We start from the raw sequence: 22095 nt of genomic DNA on the forward strand, positions 1-22095 counted from the left end.
AAAAATCAACTTCGTCGGCTCCGTGTCCGTGACGAGCGCAGGGACGACGTCCACTTCGGCTTCCTCGTCCTCGGCTGCTGCGTCATGCTCTTCCGAAGCCTCTATCCTCACATTTGATAGAGGCTCTTACTGGGAGGGCCCTCGGGACATGGCACCGGCCGAACCCGGGCAGGTCCTGGCCGAAGGTATCGTCGACCTCATCTTCGTGAGGGACTCGGTCGCCGGTGCTTCGCGGGCTCCGCGACGCGTGGGGTGAACCGTCGCCGTTGGGACGCGGCTTCGCGTCGCCCCAAGGCCGGTGTCGGAGGTCCTGGCCCAGGGAGCGGTCGAGTCCACGAATGCGTCCCGGGGGATGCTGGGTTGGCCCTGGAGAGAGGGCCAACCCACCCATTGAATCAGTTGCGGACGGCGATGTAGCTGAGCGTTTCTCCATACCAGAAGCCGCTGCCGTTATGATTCCGGTATTTGTATGAGCCGAACGCCTGCCACCTGTAGCTGTCGAAGGCCTGAACGGTGCTTTCGAACCGCAGAAGGGCATTATCGCCCTCGCTGCCCACTTCCTCGAAGCCCACGCTCGAGGGGAGCACGAGCACCGACCAGTCGCTCACGGCGGTGTTTCCCTGCGTGGCGAAGGTCTGGCCATCCGAGGCGAAGCCAGTGAAGCTCGCGTTGCGCGAGACCAGCAGGTAGTTCACCTGGCCTGCGCCTACGAACGACAGGCCCTGGTTGGAATAGCGGAACTTGTAGGGGGCTTGGAGCTGCCAGGTGAAGTTGTCGACGATGGTGTAGGACGTCGAGAACCGCAGCAGGGCATTGTCGAACTCGGCGCTTGGCTCTTCGAAGCCGGCCGACGCGGGACTGACGATGATGTTCCAGTCAGCCATCGACGTGCCCGATGGCACGGCAAGGTTCTCACCATGCGTGAGCGTACCGGCGGCGCTCAACGTCTTGCGGACCAGCAGAAAGTCGACGCTGCCGGCATACCAGGTGCCAGGCCCACTGCTGTTACGATACTTGAAACGGGCCCAGACCGACCACGCAACGTTGTTGAGAGGAGAAGCCGATACCTCGAAGCGCAGGAGGGCATTGTCGTCCTCGGAGCCGATCTCCGTGTAACCCATGTACTTGGGAACGACCAGGATGTTCCAATCGCTGACGCTTGTCCCCGGTGGCGCAGTAATGGTTTGTCCATGATACGTAGTGCCCACGACGGCATTGGCCGCCATCGCAACTGAGGGGGTGATGAGGGATAGGACTGCGACAAGAACAAGACGCACGTGGGCGGTGAGCATGGCGAGCTCGCTGAGTGGGAGGTTGGGTTCGGTCTATAGTTGACTAGCCGTGAAGTCCAGCAATTCATGGCGTGTCATCGATAAAGTCGATTGCTGGTTGCGCGGTGCTTCAATTTTTGGAGAGAGCGGTCGCCTTTCAGTAGCTCCAGGTGCAAGACGTAACGCGGTTTGGGGACTGCTATCGCGCACCTTGTGCGATAGGACCACGCGGTGTTCTCGCGCCCGCGGATGACCTCTATGGCTGGCTGGAGTGGTATGCGAGCGAGAGTCTTCCGGAGCATCTGAAGTGGCTGGCCGGCGGCGTACGCCCAGGTTTCACGATCCTGGCGTTCGGGTTGGCGGATGAAGACGCATCTGAAGACTCGGTATGGCCAGTCATCGAAGGCCGGCGCCTTGGATACATCGTGTGTCAAGCCGTGGAATACGAAACCCGGGATAGGAGCGCGTTGATGCCGGTCAGCGGTATGACGGCTTCAACCCGCCCGTAGCCTCCTCACGGCTCCGCCGCACGCCGGGCCTGCTCCAGCCCGGTCTGGCATTCGGCGGGTGCCTCCTGCAATCTCAAGCAGCGGTGGAACGCCGCTTCCGCCTCACTGAATCGCCGCTGCTCCATCAACACCGAGCCCAGCGCCTGCCAGGCGAGAGGATTCTCGGGCGCGAGCTGAGCCGCCTTGTCGAGGTTCTGGCGCGCGCCTTCCAGGTTCTGCTCCTGGTAGTCCAACATCCCGAGGGTGCGGTGGAAGTTGGCGTTGTCAGGGGCGGCGTCCCGCACCGTGGTGAACTCCTTCCGGGCCTCCTCCCGCCGGCCGAGTTTCATGAGCGCGAGCCCCAGTCCATGCCGCGCGTCGAGCAGGTCTGGCTTCAAGCTCAGTGCCTGGCTGAAGCGCTTCCGCGCTGACTCGGGGTCCCCTTCCTTGAAGTAGGTGAACCCCAGGTTCGAATGCGCCTGTGGGTGGTCTGGGTTGAGCTTGATCGCCAGGCGGAGGTGCCGCTTCGCCGTCGCGGTGTCATTCCGCATCAACGCGATGACGCCCCTGTTGGCGCGCAGCTCGGGGTTCTGGGGACTGAACTCCAGGCCCATGTCGCAGTGAGCCTCCGCCTTGTCCAGGTTCCCCCTGGCCAGTTCCTCCGCACACAGGTCGAGGTGGTTGCCCAGGAGCCCGCATTCGATGACCGGCGGGTCATGCGCGCAGGCAGCGAAGAGCAGCGTCGCGGTGGAGGAGAGGGCGAGAGCGGGCCTTCGAAAGCGCATGGAGGGTGAATCCTAGTCCGCGCGGGTGTCGAGCCTGCCGATGGCCATGACTCACCGCCGCCGCTCTGCTCGCGGGGGGATGACTGCTGTCAGGGCCCTGATGACCGTGAACATCAGGGCCCGCCCCTGGCCTGCCGAGTCCCTCCCTCCAACCTGTTGAAATCAGGGAGGCGCGTTGCCCACGTCGTGCGACTTGAGCGTGGCATGTCGGGTGCAATCAGACAGGACACCGCCGCACTGAACCACTCACCGCACTGTTTGAGGAGCATCCCATGCGTACTCGCCGCCTTGGTTCGTCCCCCTCCCGTTCCTCGACCTTCCCTTCCTCCTCGACGTCCAAGCCCAAGCCGCCCGCGCGCGCCAACACGCTCCCCGCCTCGGCGCCCTCTTCGCAGACCCTGAAGCCCTCGCAGACGAAGCCCGCCGCGAGCACGCCGACCGCTCCGGAGTCCAAGCCGGTGAAGCACCCGGGCATGCCCGAGGGGGGGCCGTCCTACAGCCCCTGGGAGAAGACGACGGGACAGGCCTCGGACATCATGGTGAGCGGCGGTGACAACAAGCTCACGCCGCCCCCGGGCGCAACGCAGAACATGCTCGTCGACAGGCCGGGCCGGCCCTTCGAGAAGGACACCTACGGCGGCGGCAAGCTGAGCGGCAACGTGGGCTCGATGCAGGCCTCCACGTCGAACTACAGCGGCAACGGCGTGCGCTACCAGTCGGCCCAGGCCGAGGTGAATGGGCCTGGCGCCGCCTACGAGCTGCAGAAGACGCACGCGGGCCGGTATGGCGTGACGAGCGGCCAGCTCACCGCCGATGCCACCAGCTTCAAGGGCCAGGCCCAGGCCGGGTATTCGCTGGACAGGAACTCGCACGCGTACACGGGGGCGCTGACGGCGAAGGCGGAGACGGGCGTGGGCGTGGGCGCGAGCGCGAGCCACGACTTCAACCGGCACGTGGGTGGGTACGTGAAGGGCGACGCCAGGGCCTCCGCCAACGCCTATGCCGAGGGCGTGGCCAGCCTGGACCCGAGGACGGCCACTGCGATGCTCTCGGGTCAGGTGGGCGCGTCCGCCACGGCGGGTGCGTACGGCACGGCGGGCGGGCACCTGGGCCGGCTGCATGGCTCCGTCACGGGCGGCGTGGTGGCGGGAGCCGCGGCCCAGGCGGGCGGCAAGGTGGGGCTGGAGAATGGCTTCTTCAAGACGGCCGCGGACGTCAATGCCGCGGCGGGTGTGGGAACCCACCTGAAGTCCGACGTGGCGGTGGACCTGCGTCACCACATCAAGCCGGGCATCGCGTCGGGCCTGCGTCCCGCCCTGGGCACCGCCACGAGCGTGGCCTCGCCCGCGAGCACGATTCAGCCCGAGAAGTCGCGCCTCGAGAACCTCTTCGCCAGGGCCTTCCACACGGCCTGATGCCCCTCGGAGGCGGCGGCTTCGATGGCCGCCGCCTCCACGAAAACGCCCCCTCCATCAGCCCGCCGTGAAAGCGGGTGAACGCGGCCAACGCGAAGCTCGTGCAGCGGGGGGCCGCACTGCTCGACACGCGCGCCCTCCTCGGCGTCGACCGCATCGCGAAGAAGCTCATCGCCGCCCTCGACAGGCCAGACGACGAAGAAGGCACTTCGACGAGCACTTGAAGAGGACGCACCGTGCCCCACCCTGATGCGTGGGACACGGTGCGTTCAAAGGTGACTCAGCGCTGGAAGCGGCCCGTGAACGCGGGGGCGGTGGCGCTCCATGGCGCGTCGAAGCGGGGACTGCTCACAGCCCCTCCGGTCCGCACGTCGGAGGTCACCTGGAGGAAGTAGTGGCCCCCGGGGTAGAGGAGCTCCGGCGGAAGACGGAGCTGCGTCTCGGTCGTGCGGAAGAATGCTCGCTGGATGCGGCCCGTCTGGTTCGTGCTCGTCGCGTAGAGCCCATACAAGCGCACGGTGTACGAGGTGGGCGTGCCCAGGACCGGTGCACTCCACGTCACCAGGGGCGTCTCGCCCACGCCCTGGAGCCCGTCCTCCGTGGCGGCCAGGCCATTGATGCGAAGGTCGCGCGGCGGGCCCACCGTGGGGCTGAGCCGCAGGGGCGCGCCTTCCTGGAACGGCGCATGCGTATAGACGGTGAACCGGACCGACGCCGGCACGGTGTTGCCACCGCCCTCTCGTGGCACCGAATAGGTCATGGAGCCCGCCGCGATGTTTGCGGCGAACCGGGTCCACGATGCCGGGAAGGGGTCGGCGAACTCCAGCTCCTGGGTGACGAGTGGCTGGCCTGGAACGAGGTTGGTGCCGAAAGCCAGGTCGAACCAACTGGCGTAGCTGCCGAAGCGCATGAAGCCCGGCAGCGCTCCGACAGTCAGGTCCTGGGTGTTGCGCAGCGTGACGCGGGGATGGGCGGCGAGCGCCAGGGCCTCGAACTCGGAGGCGTTGATCCGCACCGTCCGCGACGAGGTGGCCTGGGGCAAGAGCGTCCCCGTCAGGCTGACCGCGCCGCCCCCGGAGACGACGCCTCCCGGGCTCCCTCTGGAGACCTCGAAGCCCCGGCGCACCTCCCGGAGCACGTTCAGCCCCCCGGCGACTGGAGCACGCGACACCAACTGGCCGACGTGCACCGTGTCCCCGCGCGCCAGGTCGATACGACCGACCCGGTTGCCGCAGTAATCGAGGGACGTGTTGTATCCGGTGCCGCCGGAGAGGACCGTCGAGCCCACCACGGGTCCCAGGGCCGGTGAGGCACAATCCCGCAGGCTGAGGTAGGTGAGGCCCGCTCCGAACGTGCTGAACTGGAGCTCGTCCCCGGAGGCCCACGGGTTGAGCCCGCTCAGGTTCAGGTTGAAGCGCGTGCCCTCGGGCTCCGGCTCCAGATCGGCGCGGCCCGCGAGCGCCTGGCTGAAGTCCGGCGTACGGCTGTGCGTCCAGTAGTAGGCCGTGCCGATTTGCAGCAGGTAGGGCGTGTTCTCCACACCCTGGATGACGAAGGTTCCATCCCGCAGTCCGAGGCCGTAGTGCGGCGTATAGGTCCCCTCCGCCGTGGGCACCCAGGCGACGATGAAGTTCGTGCTCAGGTCGGTGGGACGCGTGACGGTGGAGCCGTCCTCCTGGAAATAGAACGTGGAGCTGTGACCGAGGACCGTCGTCTCGTCGCAAGGAGGGGTGTTGGACCCTGGCCGGACGGTGAACGTCACCTCCGTGGCGGCGCCGCTCGCGTCGGTGATGATGGCGGTCACCTCGGCGGGGGCGTCGAAGCAGGCCGGGGCGGTCCAGTCCGCGGAGGCCGAACCCCCGCTTCCGCGAGTCGCCACGAGGGTGCCTTGCGAGGCCACCCAGGAGACGCTCAGCGCCGTTCCTTCCGGGTCATGCGCGGTGAATTCGAACGTCACGAGCTGGCCGAGGCCCGCACGCTGGAAGGACTGGGAGACGCCGTCCACGACGGGGACCCGCTGTATGTCCACCTGGGGGCCGGGGCCCACCTGGAGGGTGAGGGTGCCGTCGTGAATGCCGCCAGAGAGGTCCGAGGCGAAGACGCTGAAGCCGCACCGGCCCTCGACAGGGGCGGCGCTCAGGGTGAACGTCGGGGTGGGGGCGTTGACGAAGTCGAAGGTGCCCTCACACGTGGAGGTCCAGTAGAAGAACAGGGTGTCTCCATCCGGGTCGGAGGCCGAGGCCGCCAACTGCGTCGGTCGACCCACGGCGAGCACGGATGGCGCCCCCATCATCGCGCTCACCTCTGGCCAGGTGTTGAGGCGCACTGTCACCGCGGCGCGGCCTGTCGGGCCTACGTTCCGCACGGTGAGGTCGACGGTGACGGTGGCCGTGGCGTTCTTGGAGTCCCGCACCTCGAGCTGGATGCGCTGCACGCCCTCGGTGGCGGGTGCGGTCCACGTGGTGGACGCGGCGGACGGGGGGCTGAACGTGCCCCCGGGCGCGCTCCACGTATAGGTCAGCGTGTCACCCGGGTTGTTGTCGTGCGCGACCGCCGAGAGGGTGAGGGATGCGCCCGGCTCCACTTCATTGGAGGACACCGCGAGCGAGTCGATGATGGGGGCCTCGTTCTCGAAGGGCGGGAGGGGATTGGCTTGCTGCAACACCATGAAGACCGCGGCCACTCGGCCGGCATGGATGGCCATGGGACCCGCATGGCCCGCGTAGAGGAGGGTGGACGCCGCGTCGTACGCGTTCGCCGTGAAGAAGCGGTCCGCCCCCGCGGGGATGTCGTGGAGCGTACCGTTCCACGTGTTCCCATCGCGGACGAGGTCCATCCCCAAGACGGTGGGGATGCCCGGGCCCTGGACCTCCACTCGGATGCGCGCCACGTCGTCGGCCGACAGTGCCTGGCCGAGCATGACCTTGACGTCGGCACTCGCCGCCGGAGGCAAGGCCCTCTTGTCTCCACCACAGGCCGCGAACACTCCCAGGGCAAGCACTGTCGTCACCAGGGACGCGGCACGCCCGACACAAAGAAACACAGACATTGAATCCCCCTCTTGGTTGAGCGGGGCTATAGATCAGGAGGTGCCTCTCCTGCAAACCTGTCGTTCGCGGCGAGGAGGAACCTCGGATGGGACTGCGTGGGGTATCCTCGGCCCCCACCTGCCGGGTTGCTGGCTGCTTGAAGAGGCCCGGCTGTATGTGGCACCGGCGGTCAAGAACGATGTGGGGGCTCCTGGACCCCAGGAGGGGAGCGGCTCACTGTTTCATCCTTCGAGTCGAGCGTGCGTTGGCTTGTCTGGCCGAATCCCGCCCAGGCTGGTAAGTCCGTTAAGTCTCATTGTTTGATCAAGACGGCTTAATCGGGTTATGTTCTCGGAGTCGGTCATCTCGCCGGCACACACCCCAAGGACAATCACCCGTGAAGATGAAGACCCTGATTATCAGTCTGGCGTTCGGAGGCCTGTTGGCGGCGTGCGGTGGCGCGCCGGAGGAAGTGGCCGACACCGAGATTCCTGTGGGCGAGGCGGAGCAGGGTGTTTGCGAGGGTTATGACCACGGCGCGCGGCACTGCACGTTCAAGTGCACGGCCAACGACTGGCGTCACTGGTATGGCTACAACGACGTCGCGTGGGGCCAGTGCGAGAACGTGGCGCGGCGTGACTGCGGCAGGGATCCGTACAGCGTCTGCTGGAGCATTCCCTGAGTCGGGCCCCACCCCTTTTCACCCCAGGAATCCCTCCCATGAAGAACCTGATGAATCCCCTGATGATGGCGTTGGTGTCCATGGCGTGCCTCTCCGCGTGCGGCGGAGCTCCCGAGGAGATGGCCGAGGAAGCCGCTCTGCCGGACCCCTCGACGGCCGTGTTGTCGAGAGACCGCGTTCCGGGTGAAGTCAGCGCGTCCTGGACCGCGAACTGTGCCGGCTGGGCGGACGGCGGGCGCACGTGTTCGTGGCGCTGCCGCAGCTCCAGCGAGTGGATGTGGGCCACGCAGAGCGTGGCGTATGGGCAGTGCAATGCCTACGCGAACAACTTCTGCGGGCGTGATGCCTACGCCACCTGCTGGAGCAGCAACCCGCACCCGTAGTCGCGATTGACGTCCGCGATGTCTCGGAGGCCCCGGGCTCTCTTTCGAGTCTGGGGCCTTCTTCATTTCGGGGGGGCGGAGTCGCTGACCTTGTGCGTCATTTCGCGGTGTATGTCTTTGTGGTGGCGGTTGGCTTTGCTGGACATCTGGGCCCACTCGCGTGGAGCGAAGCGCTGGCGCCTGTTCAGACGCCCAGCCGGGCGGAGATGCAGGACTGCAGGGAGTGGCGAACCTCCTCGAGCGTGGTGCCGCTGACCACGAGGCGCCCCGCGAAACCCGAGTCGCGCAGCTTGTCGGCGGCGAGCGCCTCCCGGCGGGGACTCGCGACGGTCTCGACCCCCGGCGGAGTCGCGGCGAAGCGCTGCACCTCCACCGTCACACCCTTCGCGCGCAAGGTCTCCCCGGCACGAAGCTCGTCCTCGGAGGCGCACGTCACCTGCCCCACGTAGGCGCCAGGTCCTTCGCGGAAGGGTGGGAGCGTGGGGACTCGCTCTCCCAGGTGCGTCTCGAAGACGAGCTCCGCCCACTTCATTCCGGTGGCTCTATCGACCAGCCCCGAGAGTCCCCCTCCGGAGAGGCGGAAGCCCATCTCGACGAAGAAGGCGCCTCCCTGATTGCGGAGGAGGTCCACATGGAAGGGGCCCTCGCGGTAGCCCGTGGCATCCAGGCACGCCTGGGCCAGTGCGCGCAGGGCGGGCTCCGCGCGGTCTCCATGCGTGGCGATGTGGCCCGCCTCGCGAAAGCCACGCAGCTCGGGTGTGCCTGGCGCTGGCTCGCGCGTGACGAGCTTCTCGCAGGTGGTGAGGAGCAGCGCCCGCCCCTCATGCGCGAGCCCCTGGATGGAGTGCTCGCGTCCCTCGATGAACTCCTCGAGCAACACCCGCTCGAAGCGCCCGCCGTCGTAGTTGGACAGCTCTCCCAGCGCCGCCAGGGCCTGGTCGCGTTGCCGCGCATCCTCGACGAGGAAGACGCCCAGGCCGCCACTCCCGTTCGAGGGCTTCACCACCAGGGGAAAGCCCACCCTTGTGAGCATGGCCGAAGCACCCGGTGAGCCCAGCTCGAAGCTGACGTGGCGCGGCTGGAGCACGCGGGGACACGCGTGGGCCAGGGCCTCGCGCTGCCCCCACTTGTCCAGGGGATTGAAGGCCCCATGAGGCCACCGCTGGCGAGGCCCGTGCTCCATGACGGGCGCGAGCGCGAAGGCGCATTCCACGTACCGCTCGAAGCCCGCGAGCAGCAGCGTCACGGGGACACCCAGCGACTCGAGGAAGTGCTGGACCTCCGCGGGCTGCGAGGGGTGCTCCACCGGAAGTTCCAGGTCGAAGGGGCGGCGACCCAGTTGTTGCCGCCAGCTCAGATAGGCGGGCGTCTCCACGAGGATGGTCTGCAGTCCGCGCCTGCGAGCCGCGTCGAGATAGGGCTCCAGTCCATCGCGGGTGGCGCCGAGCTGGACGAAGGCGCCCGAGGAAGTCGTCGTCATCAAGGCCATGCGAAGTGCCTCATCGCCCCGAGAGGGTTGCCAGCACCGCCGGCCCAATCGAAGCCGGGCTCGCCCCGATGGCGTCCGGGCACGGTTCACTCGCGAGGTCGGCCTCCAGCAGATCCTTCTTTCCCTCCCGGGGTCATCCCAGCGCCGAGCGTCCGTGGACCGAGCGTCCGCCCCTGGACGATGCCCATGCCGCGCCGTTGCGAGAGCGTGACCTGGAGGGCCTTGCTCTCGTCGAAGAGGGCAGGTGCATGTGTCGCCCACAGCACCTCCTCGAGGAGCGCACTCAGCGCGTCAGCGCGTCAGTCCCAGACGAACAGCCACTTGAGGCCCTTGCCCAGGCCATAGAACACCCAGCCCACGGGCCCGGGCCGCACCGGTCGCTGGAAGTCCAGGTACACGGTGGACAGCGCGATGCTGCCCTCCAGTCCCTCCAGGCGCGACTTGAGGGTCTCGTATTCGAGCGTGATTCGCTCCAGCTCCTTCTCCACCTTGAGCGTGTCCTCGACGGTGACAGCGCGCTGGAGCAGCTCCAGGTAGCGCTCGCGAATCCGCGTCACGTTGTCCAGGCGCACCTTGAGGTCACGGTGCGTGTCCGTCACGTCGTCGGCCGAGACGCTCTTGTTCGCCACCGTGCCCAGGGCGGGCACCGCGGCCAGGAAGCCCTCGAATCGCTCGGCGGGGATGCGCACCACGACGGCCTGGGTCATCGCCTGCTGGGCATAGCCCCCATGGGACTTCGCCAACGCGATGGCTTGCGCGGGCCCTTGCTCCGGCTCGTCGCGCTCCAACTGCACCGTGGCGCGGTGGATGATGGACCGGTTCTGCTCGGCCGCTCCCGGGGCGCCGCCCGTCGCCAGGCCGTCCATGACGTCCCCGCGCTCGTGGACACGAGAAGTGGAGCACGCGACGAGTGCGAAGAGGGGGACGAGGAGGAGCGGGCGCACGGAGTTCCTTGGAGAGAGAGGACAGTCGCGGACTTCCTCCAGGACACACCTGCGATTATTCGCGTTCCATCCTCACGCGTCAGCGCCCCCTCCTGGAGGGCACCGACGGAGGGAACCACGACTTCAGGAAACGCGGGAGGCGGGGGCGGGGAGCGGCTGCACGCCGTCACCCTCGTAGTAGATGCTCGCGCACCCCTTCTCGTAGACGACGAGCACTCGATCACTCTGGCCCAGCAGGTCGGAGGCTTTCTCCGTGGCCTTGCGGACCAGGGTGTCGAACTTCACCGAGCCCTGCTTGCTGCTGCTGGCCCGGACTGTCACGACTGGCATGCGGTGTCCCGCTCCTTGGTGCCCCACGGTGGGCGGCTCCAGGCAAGGCCCGGCTCCGTATCCATCCGCAGGTAACGAACGCGTCATAGCCAACCCAACACTTCGTTGACAAGCGCTCCGCTCCGTGGCGGGAAGATGGTTCCTATGGACCGCAAGCTCTTCGTTTTGCTGGTTTTTACGCTGGGTCTGGTTTCCACCGCCCAAGCCCAGTCACGTCCGCGCCGCGTGCACACCTCGCCCACACCCGCCTGGTTGCCCCGAGGTGTCCTCGTGGGCGCCTCTCTGCGCGAGGAGCTCCTCACCACGCGCCTGAAGGTGCAGTGGGAGTGGGCCTTCTTCCAGGACCGCAAGGACGCCTTCGTCTTCCTGCTCGAGGGTGGGGTGGGGTGGGGCGCGTCGATGCCGACCCCGGAAGCAGGCAAGCCGGAGACGCTGCTGGGCTCGTACTACGAGCACACCGCGCAGGTGGGGGTCGGCTACCGCAACCACCTGCCCCACGGCCTTCACTGGGGCTTCCAGGTGACGGGCGGACCCGTCTTCTACGGCGCCCACTTCGACGGCGGCGCCCCCGCGGACAAGAACACCGTGGGCATCATCGAGGGCCGCCTCCAGGCGGGCTACCAGTTCGACACGTTCGCGCTGGGACTCGCCGTGGGCTACGGGGAACCCTTCGGCCTGAAGAGGCGCTACCTGGGCCGGAGCTTCGTGGGTGGCCCGCTGCTCGGGTTGTTCGTGGATTGGCGGTGAAGTCCGCGTAGACTGGGTTTCGCGGGAATCTCCCCCCTCCCGCGCCCCCTGTATGCCCGAGCTGCTGAGCGCCCATGTTTCGCGGTACCTGCGCAACCGGGGCGACCTCGAGCGGCACCTGCCGCCCGGGCTGCTCGTCTTTTCGCCTCCGGCGGTGGTGGAGAGCCTGGCGGACCAGGAGGAGTACCGGTTGAAGACGGTGACCAACGCGGGGCCGCCGACGCTGGGGGCCCACGAGCCGGTGGTGTTTCCGGTGGTGAAGTGCCGGACGAACGCGTTCGGCCGGGGCGTCACCGTGGGCCGCACGGGGAACAACGACGTGGTGCTGGATGACGGCAGTGTGTCGCGATTCCACGCCTGGTTGGCCCGTGATGAAGCCCAGGCGGGTTTCCTGCTGACCGACGCGGGCTCCAAGAATGGCTCGTGGCTGAGCGGGGTTCGGCTCACCCCTCGCAAGCCCGTCCTTTTGGAGGATGGCGTCCGGTTGCGCTTCGGACAGGTGGAGCTGGCGTTCTACACGGCAAGCGGCTTTGTCAGGATGCTCGCGGTTCGGATGGCTCCCTGAGCCTTGCCACGTCTCAAGCGGCCTGCATAACGTGCGGAGTCGCCTACAGTCACACACGGGAGTGTTCGCGGTGGCCTTGACCACAGAAGCCTTCGGACTGACCGACGTCGGCCGCAAGCGGCAGCACAACGAAGACGCGATGTTGGTGGACGTGCCGCTCGGCCTGTACGTGGTCGCCGACGGCATGGGCGGGCACGCGGCGGGAGAGGTGGCGAGCAATCGGGCCACCGAGGTGGTCAAGCAGCACATCACCGCGAACCGGCATCTGCTGAAGGACCTGGGCAACAACCCCACGGCGGACAGTCGTTCGGCGGCGGCGGCGTTGGTGGAAGTGGCCGTCCAGCGGGCGTGCGCGGACATCTACCGCACGGCGATGACGGACTCGACCAAGCGGGGCATGGGGACGACCTTCGTGTGCCTGGCGGTGGGCGGCAACAAGGCCGTCATCGGCCACGTGGGCGACAGCCGCGTCTATCTGGTGCGGCACGGGCAGTGTCACCGGCTCACCGAGGACCACACGCTCGTCGCCGCCCAGCTCAAGGCGGGCACCATCACCAAGGAGCAGGCGGCGACGTCGCAGTACCGCAACGTGATTACGCGTGCGGTGGGCATCCAGGAATCCGTCCAGGTGGACACGCTCATCGTGGACCTGGTGCCCGGCGACATGTTCGTCCTCTGCTCGGACGGCCTGCACGGCTATGTCGAGGATGAGGAGATGCTGCCGCTGGTGTCGGGGCTTCAGCCGGCGGACCTGCCCAAGCGGCTCATCGACATCGCGAACGAGCGCGGTGGCAAGGACAACATCACCGCGGTGGTGGTGAAGGTGGCCGGCGACAGCGCCGCCATGGCCAACGAGGAGACGAGCGAAGCGCAGTCGCGCATGGAGGCGCTGCGCAAGATTCCGCTCTTCCGTCACCTCACGTACAAGGAGCAGACGGCGGTGTTGTCCATCGCCACCACGCGCACCTATCCCGCGGGCCGGGAGATCGTGGTGGAGGGGCAGCCGGGCGAGGAGCTCTTCGTCGTCATCCGGGGCCGGGTGGCCATCGAGAAGAACGGCGTGGAGATCGCCGAGCTGCGTTCTGGCGGCCACTTCGGAGAGATGGGCCTCATCGACAACGCGCCGCGCTCGGCGACGGTGCGCGCGACGGAGCCCACGCGCACCATGGTCATCTCCCGTCCGGACCTGATGGGGCTGATGAAGCGCGAGTCCATCCTCGCGGTGAAGATGCTCTGGAGCTTCGTGCAGGTGCTGAGTGACCGGCTGCGCGCGACCAACTCGGAGTTGAGCGAGGCCCGACAGGAGCTCGCCGTGGCGCAGGCCATCCAGCCCTTCGCTGAAGAGTGAGGAGACCGACCATGAGCCAGCGCACCCGTCGTGGTTCCGTTGTCTCGTCCGGTCCTCGTCAGACCCGCCATGTAGCTTCCCGCCAAACCATGGTGGGAGGTCGGATGGCGAGGGCGGTGGGGCGGGATGTCATGGTGCGGTTGATCGGCGAGGTCGCGGAGCTCCGGGAGGAGATGCAGACCACGCGGACGCATACGCGAGTCATGGCCTCGAGCATGGGCTTCGTGCTGAAGAGCATGGGGGTGATGCGCGAGGACATGGGCGTGATGCAGGCCAACATGGGCGCGATGCAGGCGAACATCGAATCGCTTCGCGCGAACGTGGACTCCCTGAGCGCGAGCACGGACTCCCTGCGCGCGAACATGGACGTCATGATGACGCACATGGAGACGGTGGCGGGTGAGCTTCGTGGCCTGTCCGGTGGACTCCAGCGGATGGAGACACATGCGGGCCGCATGGCTCGGCTGCTCGGCTCGTTGGCGGATACGACGAACGCGCGCTTCGAGCGGGTGGAGAAGCGACTGGACGCGCTCGAGGACGACACGAAGCAGTGACCAACGCATGACGGTGTTTCCCCGGTGGCAACGCAGGCCACCGGGTGGGAACGCGTCATGGGGGGAGCGTCCGGGAGAGGACGGGGTCCGGAATTTCCGGAGGGAATCACCCGTTCCGGGCCCGGCCGCGGGCTAAGGTCCGAGTGACGTGCGCATGCGCAACTGGATTCTCATAGGGGTGATTTCCGCCCTGGTGGTGGCCGGGGCAGCCTGGCTCTGGTCCCATTCCGAGAGTGGGCCTCGGAGCCCTGCGTCCGCCGCGTCCCTGGATTCCACGCCGAAGTCGCTGCCCGAGTTCTCCGCGGTGGAGGTCTCCTCGGGAGGCCAGGAGGGCCTGGCGCTCACCGGCCGCGTGCTGGATGCGTCGGGCAAGCCCGTGTCGGGGGCGGAGGTGTTCCTCGCGGCCAGCGCCGAGCGGACGCTGGCGGACGTGCGCTGCGACGAGTGCGACCAGGCGCTCCTGTCCTGCCCGGCCCGCGAGTCCGCGTTGCACACGCTCGCCTTCTTCGAGCAGGAGCGAGGCTTTCTCAGTCCACGCGCGACGGTGCGCACGGACGAGCAAGGGCGCTTCCGTTTCGAGCACCTCGTTGGTGTGTCCTTCTCCGTGTGGGCTCGCGCCTCGGGGTTGGGTGTGGCGCTGAGGGACAGGGCGGCCCCGGGAGACCCGGTGGAGCTGTACCTCCCGCCCTTGCGCTCCATTCGAGGCCAGGTGGTGGACGAAGCGGGGCAGCCGCTCAAGGGCGCTCGCGTACACGCCGTCTCCCGTCGCGTGCCGCTGCCCTTCGAGGCGGAGTCCGGCGCGGAAGGGGCCTTCTCGCTGGATGGCCTGGGCGAAGGGCCTTTCTACGTGTTGGCGATGGCGGAAGGCTACCTGCCCGCCGTGGAGGCTCACGTCGAGGCGGGGCCGCAGCCGGTGCGGTTGCAGCTGACTCCCGCGCGCACGCTCGAGGTTCGCGTCATGCGACAGGGCCAGCCCGCGGCCGCGACGGTGCGCCTTCGTGCCGACCATCTGTCGCGTGAGCTGCGCACCGAAGGCGAGGTGGTGCGCTTCACCGGCCTGTATCCGGACGAACTGGTGGTGACGGCGGAGGCCCCGGGTCTGGGCTCGGCCCCGCGCACGCTGACGCTCGACGCGCGCGTGACGCAGGTGACGCTGGAGTTGGAGGAGGCGGGCAAGCTGCTCGTCACGGTGGTCGACGAGGCCGGACAGCCCGTGCCCACTCCGGAGCTGATGCTGCGCACCTCGCGGGGCGAACTCGTCCGGCGTGAGCGCGCGGCCACGGGCGCATTGGTGGAGCTGGGGCCACTGGCCGTGGGCGAGTACCTGCTGGAGGGCAAGGCGGAAGGCTTCCGCGACGTTCAGCTGCCCGCTCGCGTGGGCAAGGGCGAGACGACCCTGGAGCTGGAACTGGAGCGCGCCACGCTCATCACCGGACGGGTGATGGACGAGTATGGACGTCCCGCGCCCCGCGTGTCGGTGCTGGTGCAGCCCACGGGCGAGTCGGTGCTGGCGGATGGGGAAGGGCGCTTCGCGGCGCAGGTGCCCACGCCGGGCCTGTATGAACTGCACGCGCACCATTCGGAGTGGGGCGGTGGTCAGGTGAAGGTGACGGCGCCGGCTTCCGGTGTGGAGCTTCCGCTGGAGCCTCATGCCGCGCTGGAGGTGACGGTGTCATCCGGCGGTCGGCGCGTGGAAGGCGCGGACGTGGTGCTGTGGGTGGATCAGGAGGGCATCTTCCGGAGTGACCGTCCCTCCGGCCCCGATGGCGTCGTGCCCATGCGCGGGCTTCCGGAAGGGTCCTACTCGATGGTGGCCTCGCATCCGGACTACCAGCCCTCCGAGCGGCGGCAGGTGACGGTGGTGGAGGGTCAGACGCTCAAGCTGGAGGCGGAGCTGAAGCCCGGTGCGCCCCTGACGGGCGACGTGGTGGACACGCAAGGCACGCCCGTGGCGGGTGCCTCTCTGTCGGTGGTGCCGCGGGGCGCGGAGCCTGTCATCAGCGACGCGCGGGGCCACTTCGAGTTCCGCTCACTGCGCCCGGACCGGGGCTATCGCCTGGAGGTGAAGCACTCCGGTTATGACCAGACGGAGCGCGCGGAAGGCAAGGCGGGCGGGCCGCCGGTGAAGGTGGTGCTCAAGAAGCGCGATGTCTTCCGGGGGCGCGTCGTCGGCGATGACGGCGCTCCGGTGCGCCGCTTCCGGATGGACGAGCATCAGGTGGACAGCCCGGATGGCCGCTTCGAACTGGCGCTGCCCACCGCGGGCGACCGAGTCATCGTCGCGGTGGATGCCTCCGGTTACGAGCCGCTCATGGTGGACCGCCCGGTGTCACCCGAGCTGGGCGACCTGGTGCTGGAGAAGCTGCCGAGCATCAGTGGCCTGGTGAGGGACGCGAGCGGAGGGTCGGTGGCGGATGCGGTGGTTTCCTGCGAGGTGTGCGACGAGTCGGTGCTCTCGGGACCGGACGGCCGCTTCACGCTGGCGAGCCCCCCTTATGTCGCGCGCTACACCGTCTCCGCGCGCAAGGGCCGGCTGAGCGGAACGCAGGCGGTGGAGCGCGGGAATCGCGCGGCGCTGGAGCTGACGCTGAAGCAGGCCACGCGCCTGAGTGGTCGCGTGTTCCGTCCAGGCGGACAGCCGGCGGCGGGCATCGAAGTCGAGGCGGTGAATGGCGACCGAGGCGAGCCGCTCACCATCGTCACCGGTCCTGACGGGGGCTACTCCGTGGACGTGGCGCCGGGCAGCTACCGGTTCATGCTGGGCTCGGGACTCGAGTACTCGGGGGAGCCCGCGCTGGTGGTCCAGGTGGGCGGCGCGGAGATGCACCTGGACCTGGGCCCCTCGCCCGGGAGCGCTTCGCTCACGGTGCAGCTCAAGCCCGAGCGGGGCAAGGCGCTCTGGGTGGTGGCCGGAGAAGTCCCGGTGTCGAGCAACCCGCCCGCACAGGAGTTGATGCGCTCGCGGTGGGCGCACCTCGTCTATCAGCCTCGCACCGAGCAGGTCATCGTGTCGGGCCTGCCTCCCGGCCGCTACACGGTGGTGTGGGGCGCGTTCCATGTGGAGACGCCCGGTGGCCCGGAGGTGCGCGTGGTGGATGTGCCCTCGCGGGGCGAATTGACGCTGGGGCGTTGACGCGTCGGTGGCTTGGGCACTGCTTCGGTTGCGAGCCGACGGGCGGGCGCATTAGGAAGCCGCATGGACGTATCGGCACTGAAGGGCCGTCGCATCGTGGTGGGCGTGGCCGGTGGCATCGCCGCGTACAAGGCTTGCGAGCTGGTGCGCGAGCTGGGTCGGGCGGGCGCCGAGGTGCGGGTGGCCATGACGGAGTCCGCTCGCCAGTTCGTCACCCCGCTCACCTTCCAGGCGCTCAGCGGGCATCCGGTGCTCACCGACTACTTCGACCCCTCGCAGGAGGGGAACTTCGGGCACCTGGACCTGGCGCGCTGGGCGGAGGCCTTCGTGGTGGCTCCCGCGACGGCGGACCTGCTGGCGCGAGTGCGCGCGGGCATGGCCAACGACGCGGTGACGACGTCGCTGCTGGCCTTCCGCGGGCCGGTGGTGCTGGCCCCGGCGATGAACGTGGCCATGTGGGACAACGCGATGACGCAGGAGAACGTGGCGGCGCTGCTGGCACATGCGCGCTTCTCCTTCGTCGGCCCTGGCGCGGGCCTGCTGGCCTGTGGCGACGTGGGTGAGGGGAGGCTGGCGGAGGTGCCGGCCATCGTCGCGGGAGTGGCCGCGCGCTTCGCCCCGGGGCCGCTCGCGGGCAAGCGGGTGTTGCTGACGGCGGGCCCCACGCGCGAGTTCCTGGACCCGGTGCGGTTCATCTCCAACCCCTCCACGGGGAAGATGGGACTGGCGCTGGCGCATGCGGCGCGTGCGCTGGGCGCCTCGGTGACGGTGGTTCTGGGGCCCGTGGGCGCGGTGGACCGCGCGGGGCTGGAAGTCGTCGACGTCGTGTCCGCCGAGGACATGGCGCGCGAGGTCCTGGGGAGGGTTGGAGAGGCGGACGTATTCATCGCCACGGCGGCGGTGAGTGACTGGCGCCCGGAGACTCGGGCCGCGCAGAAGGTGAAGAAGGGCGCCGCCTCCGGGCCGGAGACGTTGAAGCTGGTGCGCACGCCGGATGTGCTGGCGGAGGCCTCGCGGAAGGTGGCGGGGCAGGCGCGGCGTCCGGTGCTGGTGGGCTTCGCCGCGGAGACAGAGCGGGTGTTGGAGCACGCACGCGAGAAGCTGGAGCGCAAGGGCCTGGACGCGATTGTCGCCAACGACGTGACGGCGCCCGGCGCGGGCTTCGGCACCGACACCAACCGGGTGACGGTGTTGACGCGCGCCGGCTCGCCACGAGAGCTCCAGGGCACCAAGGACGCGGTGGCCCGGGGAATCCTCGAACTGCTGCTGGTGGAACAACGCCCGGCGAACGGCTGAGCGGCGGGGCCTGGAATCGACGGACAGGGCTGAATGCCGCTCCAGGACGTCCGAGCGACAGGTCTGTGACGCGATGTGTGGGCCCAGCGAGGACTTGACCCGGTGGGTGCCGGTGGGCCCGCCGTGGCGAGAGGCGTACGGTCGCGAAGGATGACCGCTTCCTTGCGCTCGGTCCCGTCGTCCGATACCGATCCACCACCGTGAACGACGACTCGCCCGATGCCTCGCAGGAACTGAGCGCCGTGCTCGAGGACGTGCGCCGTCACCTGCTCTGGCAGGAGGACGGTGCTGGCCGGTTGCTGATGATCGACGCGAAGGCGGCGGCCGAGCTTCAGCGCCTCGCCCCCTCCATGCGTTCGCGATTTGCTCGGCCCGGTGGTGCGGCCGAGCCCACGGCTGCCGCGCCCGAGCGCCGACCTGGCCCCGTGCAGGGCTCGCCCGGTGCGACGCCCCCCGTCGATTCCCCCATGGCCGAGCGCCGTCCCGGCCCCGCGCAGGTGCTGCCCGGTGCGACGCCTCCGAGCGCGCCCTCGATGGCCGAGCGTCGACCTGGCCCTCCCGCGAGTCCCCCGGATTCGAGCCGCGCGGCGCCCGTGTCGCGTCCGCTCGTCGACGCGCCTCCTCCTCGCGCGGAGGCACCCGTGGCGGCACGCGCGCCGCTGTCTCGTCCCGCCGCTCCCGCGAGCGCAGGGACGCTGCTCGACGTTCCCCGGTCGTCTCCGGGCGGAACCACCGCGTTGCCAGGGAGTGTCGACGGGGAGCGGCCGACGTTGGACCAGGTGCGTCGCGAGCTGGGAGACTGCCAGCGCTGCAAGCTGTGCTCGGGCCGCAAGAACATCGTGTTTGGTACGGGCAACCCTCGCGCGGAGCTGGTGTTCGTCGGCGAGGGGCCGGGCGAGAACGAGGACCTGCAGGGCGTTCCCTTCGTGGGCGCCGCGGGAGATCTCCTGACGAAGATGATCGAGGCGATGGGCTTCCGTCGCGACGACATCTACATCTGCAACGTGGTGAAGTGCCGGCCTCCAGGCAACCGCAATCCGGAGCCGGACGAGATCGCCGCGTGTGAGCCGTTCCTCCGGGCGCAGCTCGCGGCCATCCAGCCCAAGGTCGTCGTGGCCCTGGGCAAGTTCGCGGCGCAGACGTTGCTGCGCGATTCCACGCCCATCACCCGAATGCGTGGTGCCTGGCGCGTTTATGAGGGCATTCAGCTCATGCCCACCTTCCACCCCGCGTACCTGCTCCGCAATCCAGCGGAGAAGCGCAAGGCGTGGGAGGACCTGCAAGCCGTGATGAAGATCTTCGGCAAGAACCCGGGCTCGCGCGCATAGCGGGGCCTCGGGGGGGAGACTCAGATGAGGGGATTGTTGGAAACGCGCGAGGTGCAGTCGCCCGCGTTGGAGTCCAATCCGTTGGGCGACCCGGCTCGGCGGCGGCTCACCGTGTACCTGCCGCCAGGGTATGGCGAGGGAGACCGACGCTATCCGGCCGTGTACTTCCTGCACGCGTTTGGCAGCGGCGGAGGCAGCTGGACGAATGCCTCGGGCTTCGCGCCCAGCGTGCCCGAGCGGCTGGACGCGCTCATCGAGTCTGGCGCGGTGCCTCCGGTGGTGGGCGTCTTCCCGGATGGCTGGACGTCCCTGGGCGGCAGCCAGTGGATCAACAGCGACGCCATCGGCCGTTACCGGGACTACCTGGCCAAGGACATCGTCGGCTTCGTGGACCGCACCTTCCGCACGTTGCCCAAGGCGGCGTCGCGAGCCGTGCTGGGACACAGCTCGGGCGGGTATGGCGCGCTGGTGATGGGGCGCTACCACCCCGAGATTTTCTCGCACCTGGGCGCGCACTCGGCGGACTCGTATTTCGAGTACTGCTACCTGCCGGACCTGCCGAAGGCGGCGGGCGTGCTCCTCAAGGCCGGAGGCATCGAGGCCTGGCAGGGCGAGTTCCGCCAGCGCGTGCGCGAGACGAAGATGCGCGGCGATGACTTTCCGGTGGTGAACACGCTGGCGATGGCGGCGGCGTACTCGCCGAAGAAGGGAGAGCCGCTCAACCTGGAGCTGCCCTTCGACGCGCAGACGGGCCGGTTGAAGATCGACGTGTGGAACCGGTGGCTGGTGCATGACCCGGTGCGCTTCGTGCCCAAGTTCCTGGACGCCTACCGGAAGATGAAGACCGTCTTCCTGGACTGCGGCACCCGAGACGAGTTCAACATGCGCTGGGGCACGCGGATGCTGGCGGACGACCTCAAGAACGCCGGCGTGGAGCTGGTGCACGAGGAGTTCGAGGACGGCCACTCCGGCGTGAGCTATCGCTTCGAGCGGTCGCTGTCGGTCCTCCTGCCGAAGCTCGCGCGGGAGTAGCGGACCGGGCGCGGCGTCGGTCCTGGACGGGCCCCATGGGACGTGGGGCCCCGGGACTGATTGCCGCGTGACGTCATCCCTCGGAAGCGTGACGTTGCGCTGGCCATTGCCCCAGGGGAGCGGGTAGAGGCAGAGCGCCCGCGCGCCACGGTGGCTCGGTGGCAGGTGCGGGAAGACCTTCAGGGAGATGGGAACATGAGCAACGACCTCTACGGGCTGTCTCGCGTCGTCGGTGAGAAGGGTGTGCTGCCGCAGCGTGCGCGGAAGCTGGACCCCTCGCTGCCGTGCCGCGACTCGGAGGTGCTCATCGACGTGGAGAGCCTCAACATCGACGCGGCCTCCTTCAAGCAGATCAAGGGCGAGGTGGGCGGCGACCCCGCGCGCATCGGCGAGCGCATCCAGGAGATCGTCCGGGAGCGGGGGAAGATGCAGAACCCCGTCACGGGCTCGGGCGGCATGTTGATTGGCCGCGTGAAGGAGATTGGCGCCAAGCACCCGGCGAAGGGGCAGCTCCAGATTGGAGACCGCATCGCGACGCTGGTGAGCCTGACGCTGACTCCGCTGGTGATTGAAGAGGTGAAGGCCGTCCAGGTGGACATCGACCGGCTGGACATTCGAGGGCACGCGGTGCTCTTTGCCAGCGGTATCTACGCGAAGCTCCCGTCGGACATCCCGGACACGCTGGCGCTGGCGGCGCTGGACGTGTGCGGCGCGCCCGCGCTGGTGGCGCGCTACGTGCGGCCGGGCATGACGGTGGCGGTGCTGGGCGCGGGCAAGAGCGGGGCGCTGTGTCTGGCGCAGGCGCGGCGCAACCTGGAGAGCCGGGGCAAGCTCATCGCGCTGGACGTGTCCCAGGCGGCGCTCGACATGCTGTCGTCCATCGGCCTGTGTGACGTGGCGCTGAAGGTGGATGCCACCCAGGGCGTGGACGTGATGGAGGCGGTGAGCCAGGCCACGGATGGGCAGCTCTGTGACCTGGTGGTGAACTGCGCCAGCGTGGGCAACACGGAGATGGCCACCATTCTCTCGGTGAAGGATGGCGGCACGGCCATCTTCTTCTCCATGGCCACCAGCTTCACGACGGCGGCGCTCGGCGCCGAGGGCGTGGGCAAGGACGTCACCATGCTGGTGGGCAACGGCTACGTGCCCGGTCATGCCTCGCTGACGTTGGCGCTGCTGCGCACGGAGCCGGCGCTGCTCCAGCTCTTCGCCACGCGCTACGTCTGAACGAGGCTGCGGGGTGCAAGCCCGTCCAGAGAGGCTTGCTCCCCGCGCG

The 22095-nt window shown here is 68.6% G+C and carries 19 protein-coding genes; 13 read left to right on the top strand and 6 right to left on the bottom strand.

Annotated features, from left to right (window positions below):
* Window positions 1-395 precede the first annotated feature (395 nt).
* Together HUA78_RS42130 and HUA78_RS42135 are read right to left on the bottom strand one after the other, a co-directional pair.
* A complete protein-coding gene (locus HUA78_RS42130) occupies window positions 396-1292 on the bottom strand; it encodes a hypothetical protein (protein ID WP_174478791.1) in 897 nt (298 codons plus the stop codon).
* Between the two features lie 493 nt (window positions 1293-1785).
* Entirely contained in the window at window positions 1786-2544 is a 759-nt protein-coding gene (locus HUA78_RS42135; protein ID WP_174478792.1) for a tetratricopeptide repeat protein, read from the bottom strand.
* A 272-nt stretch (window positions 2545-2816) separates the two neighbouring features.
* Between HUA78_RS42135 and HUA78_RS42140 the strand changes: the two genes are divergently transcribed.
* Both HUA78_RS42140 and HUA78_RS42145 read left to right on the top strand, forming a co-directional pair.
* Complete coding sequence (locus HUA78_RS42140; protein WP_174478793.1) at window positions 2817-3959, top strand: hypothetical protein; 1143 nt, start codon at window positions 2817-2819, stop codon at window positions 3957-3959.
* Between the two features lie 77 nt (window positions 3960-4036).
* Window positions 4037-4183: a hypothetical protein gene (locus HUA78_RS42145; protein ID WP_174478794.1), complete on the top strand. Its 147-nt coding sequence runs from the start codon at window positions 4037-4039 to the stop codon at window positions 4181-4183.
* A 56-nt stretch (window positions 4184-4239) separates the two neighbouring features.
* Here the strand turns inward: HUA78_RS42145 and HUA78_RS42150 are convergent, their stop codons facing one another.
* Window positions 4240-7008 (bottom strand): Ig-like domain-containing protein, encoded by a 2769-nt coding sequence (locus tag HUA78_RS42150; RefSeq protein WP_174478795.1) that lies wholly within the window; start codon window positions 7006-7008, stop codon window positions 4240-4242.
* Between the two features lie 377 nt (window positions 7009-7385).
* On the opposite strand from HUA78_RS42150, the gene HUA78_RS42155 reads away from it, so the two are divergent.
* A complete protein-coding gene (locus HUA78_RS42155) occupies window positions 7386-7670 on the top strand; it encodes a hypothetical protein (protein WP_174456822.1) in 285 nt (94 codons plus the stop codon).
* 38 nt (window positions 7671-7708) lie between these two features.
* On the top strand, window positions 7709-8053 hold the full coding sequence (locus HUA78_RS42160; RefSeq protein ID WP_174456821.1) for a hypothetical protein: 345 nt from the start codon (window positions 7709-7711) through the stop codon (window positions 8051-8053).
* A 184-nt stretch (window positions 8054-8237) separates the two neighbouring features.
* On the opposite strand, the gene HUA78_RS42165 is transcribed toward HUA78_RS42160, so the two are convergent.
* From HUA78_RS42165 to HUA78_RS42175, 3 genes are all read right to left on the bottom strand, one after another.
* Entirely contained in the window at window positions 8238-9542 is a 1305-nt protein-coding gene (locus HUA78_RS42165; protein ID WP_174478796.1) for an acetyl-CoA carboxylase biotin carboxylase subunit family protein, read from the bottom strand.
* A 299-nt stretch (window positions 9543-9841) separates the two neighbouring features.
* Window positions 9842-10486: a DUF4349 domain-containing protein gene (locus HUA78_RS42170; RefSeq protein WP_174456819.1), complete on the bottom strand. Its 645-nt coding sequence runs from the start codon at window positions 10484-10486 to the stop codon at window positions 9842-9844.
* 123 nt (window positions 10487-10609) lie between these two features.
* Complete coding sequence (locus HUA78_RS42175) at window positions 10610-10816, bottom strand: hypothetical protein (RefSeq protein ID WP_141649336.1); 207 nt, start codon at window positions 10814-10816, stop codon at window positions 10610-10612.
* Window positions 10817-11086: 270 nt separating this feature from the next.
* Between HUA78_RS42175 and HUA78_RS42180 the strand changes: the two genes are divergently transcribed.
* The 9 genes from HUA78_RS42180 to HUA78_RS42220 all read left to right on the top strand — a co-directional run bounded on the left by HUA78_RS42180 (window position 11087) and on the right by HUA78_RS42220 (window position 22046).
* Window positions 11087-11563, top strand: a complete 477-nt coding sequence (locus HUA78_RS42180; protein ID WP_254624210.1) for a hypothetical protein — start codon at window positions 11087-11089, stop codon at window positions 11561-11563.
* A gap of 52 nt (window positions 11564-11615) precedes the next feature.
* The gene (locus tag HUA78_RS42185) at window positions 11616-12128 is read left to right on the top strand and encodes an FHA domain-containing protein (protein WP_141649050.1); all 513 of its coding nucleotides are present in this window, start codon (window positions 11616-11618) and stop codon (window positions 12126-12128) included.
* A gap of 61 nt (window positions 12129-12189) precedes the next feature.
* Complete coding sequence (locus HUA78_RS42190) at window positions 12190-13476, top strand: Stp1/IreP family PP2C-type Ser/Thr phosphatase (protein WP_141649049.1); 1287 nt, start codon at window positions 12190-12192, stop codon at window positions 13474-13476.
* A 131-nt stretch (window positions 13477-13607) separates the two neighbouring features.
* Window positions 13608-14030, top strand: coding sequence for a hypothetical protein (locus HUA78_RS42195; protein WP_254614508.1), 423 nt, complete (start codon window positions 13608-13610; stop codon window positions 14028-14030).
* A gap of 154 nt (window positions 14031-14184) precedes the next feature.
* On the top strand, window positions 14185-17163 hold the full coding sequence (locus HUA78_RS42200) for a carboxypeptidase regulatory-like domain-containing protein (protein ID WP_174478797.1): 2979 nt from the start codon (window positions 14185-14187) through the stop codon (window positions 17161-17163).
* 63 nt (window positions 17164-17226) lie between these two features.
* Window positions 17227-18459 carry a bifunctional phosphopantothenoylcysteine decarboxylase/phosphopantothenate--cysteine ligase CoaBC gene (coaBC, locus tag HUA78_RS42205; protein ID WP_141649046.1) on the top strand — a complete coding sequence of 411 codons (1233 nt, stop codon included), beginning with the start codon at window positions 17227-17229 and terminating at the stop codon, window positions 18457-18459.
* 200 nt (window positions 18460-18659) lie between these two features.
* Window positions 18660-19787 carry a uracil-DNA glycosylase family protein gene (locus HUA78_RS47020; RefSeq protein WP_174478798.1) on the top strand — a complete coding sequence of 376 codons (1128 nt, stop codon included), beginning with the start codon at window positions 18660-18662 and terminating at the stop codon, window positions 19785-19787.
* 24 nt (window positions 19788-19811) lie between these two features.
* Window positions 19812-20819: an esterase family protein gene (locus tag HUA78_RS42215; RefSeq protein ID WP_174456813.1), complete on the top strand. Its 1008-nt coding sequence runs from the start codon at window positions 19812-19814 to the stop codon at window positions 20817-20819.
* A 195-nt stretch (window positions 20820-21014) separates the two neighbouring features.
* On the top strand, window positions 21015-22046 hold the full coding sequence (locus HUA78_RS42220) for an L-erythro-3,5-diaminohexanoate dehydrogenase (protein WP_141646625.1): 1032 nt from the start codon (window positions 21015-21017) through the stop codon (window positions 22044-22046).
* Window positions 22047-22095 lie beyond the last annotated feature (49 nt).

Source organism: Myxococcus sp. CA033, from assembly GCF_013336625.1.
Taxonomy (GTDB): domain Bacteria; phylum Myxococcota; class Myxococcia; order Myxococcales; family Myxococcaceae; genus Myxococcus; species Myxococcus llanfairpwllgwyngyllgogerychwyrndrobwllllantysiliogogogochensis.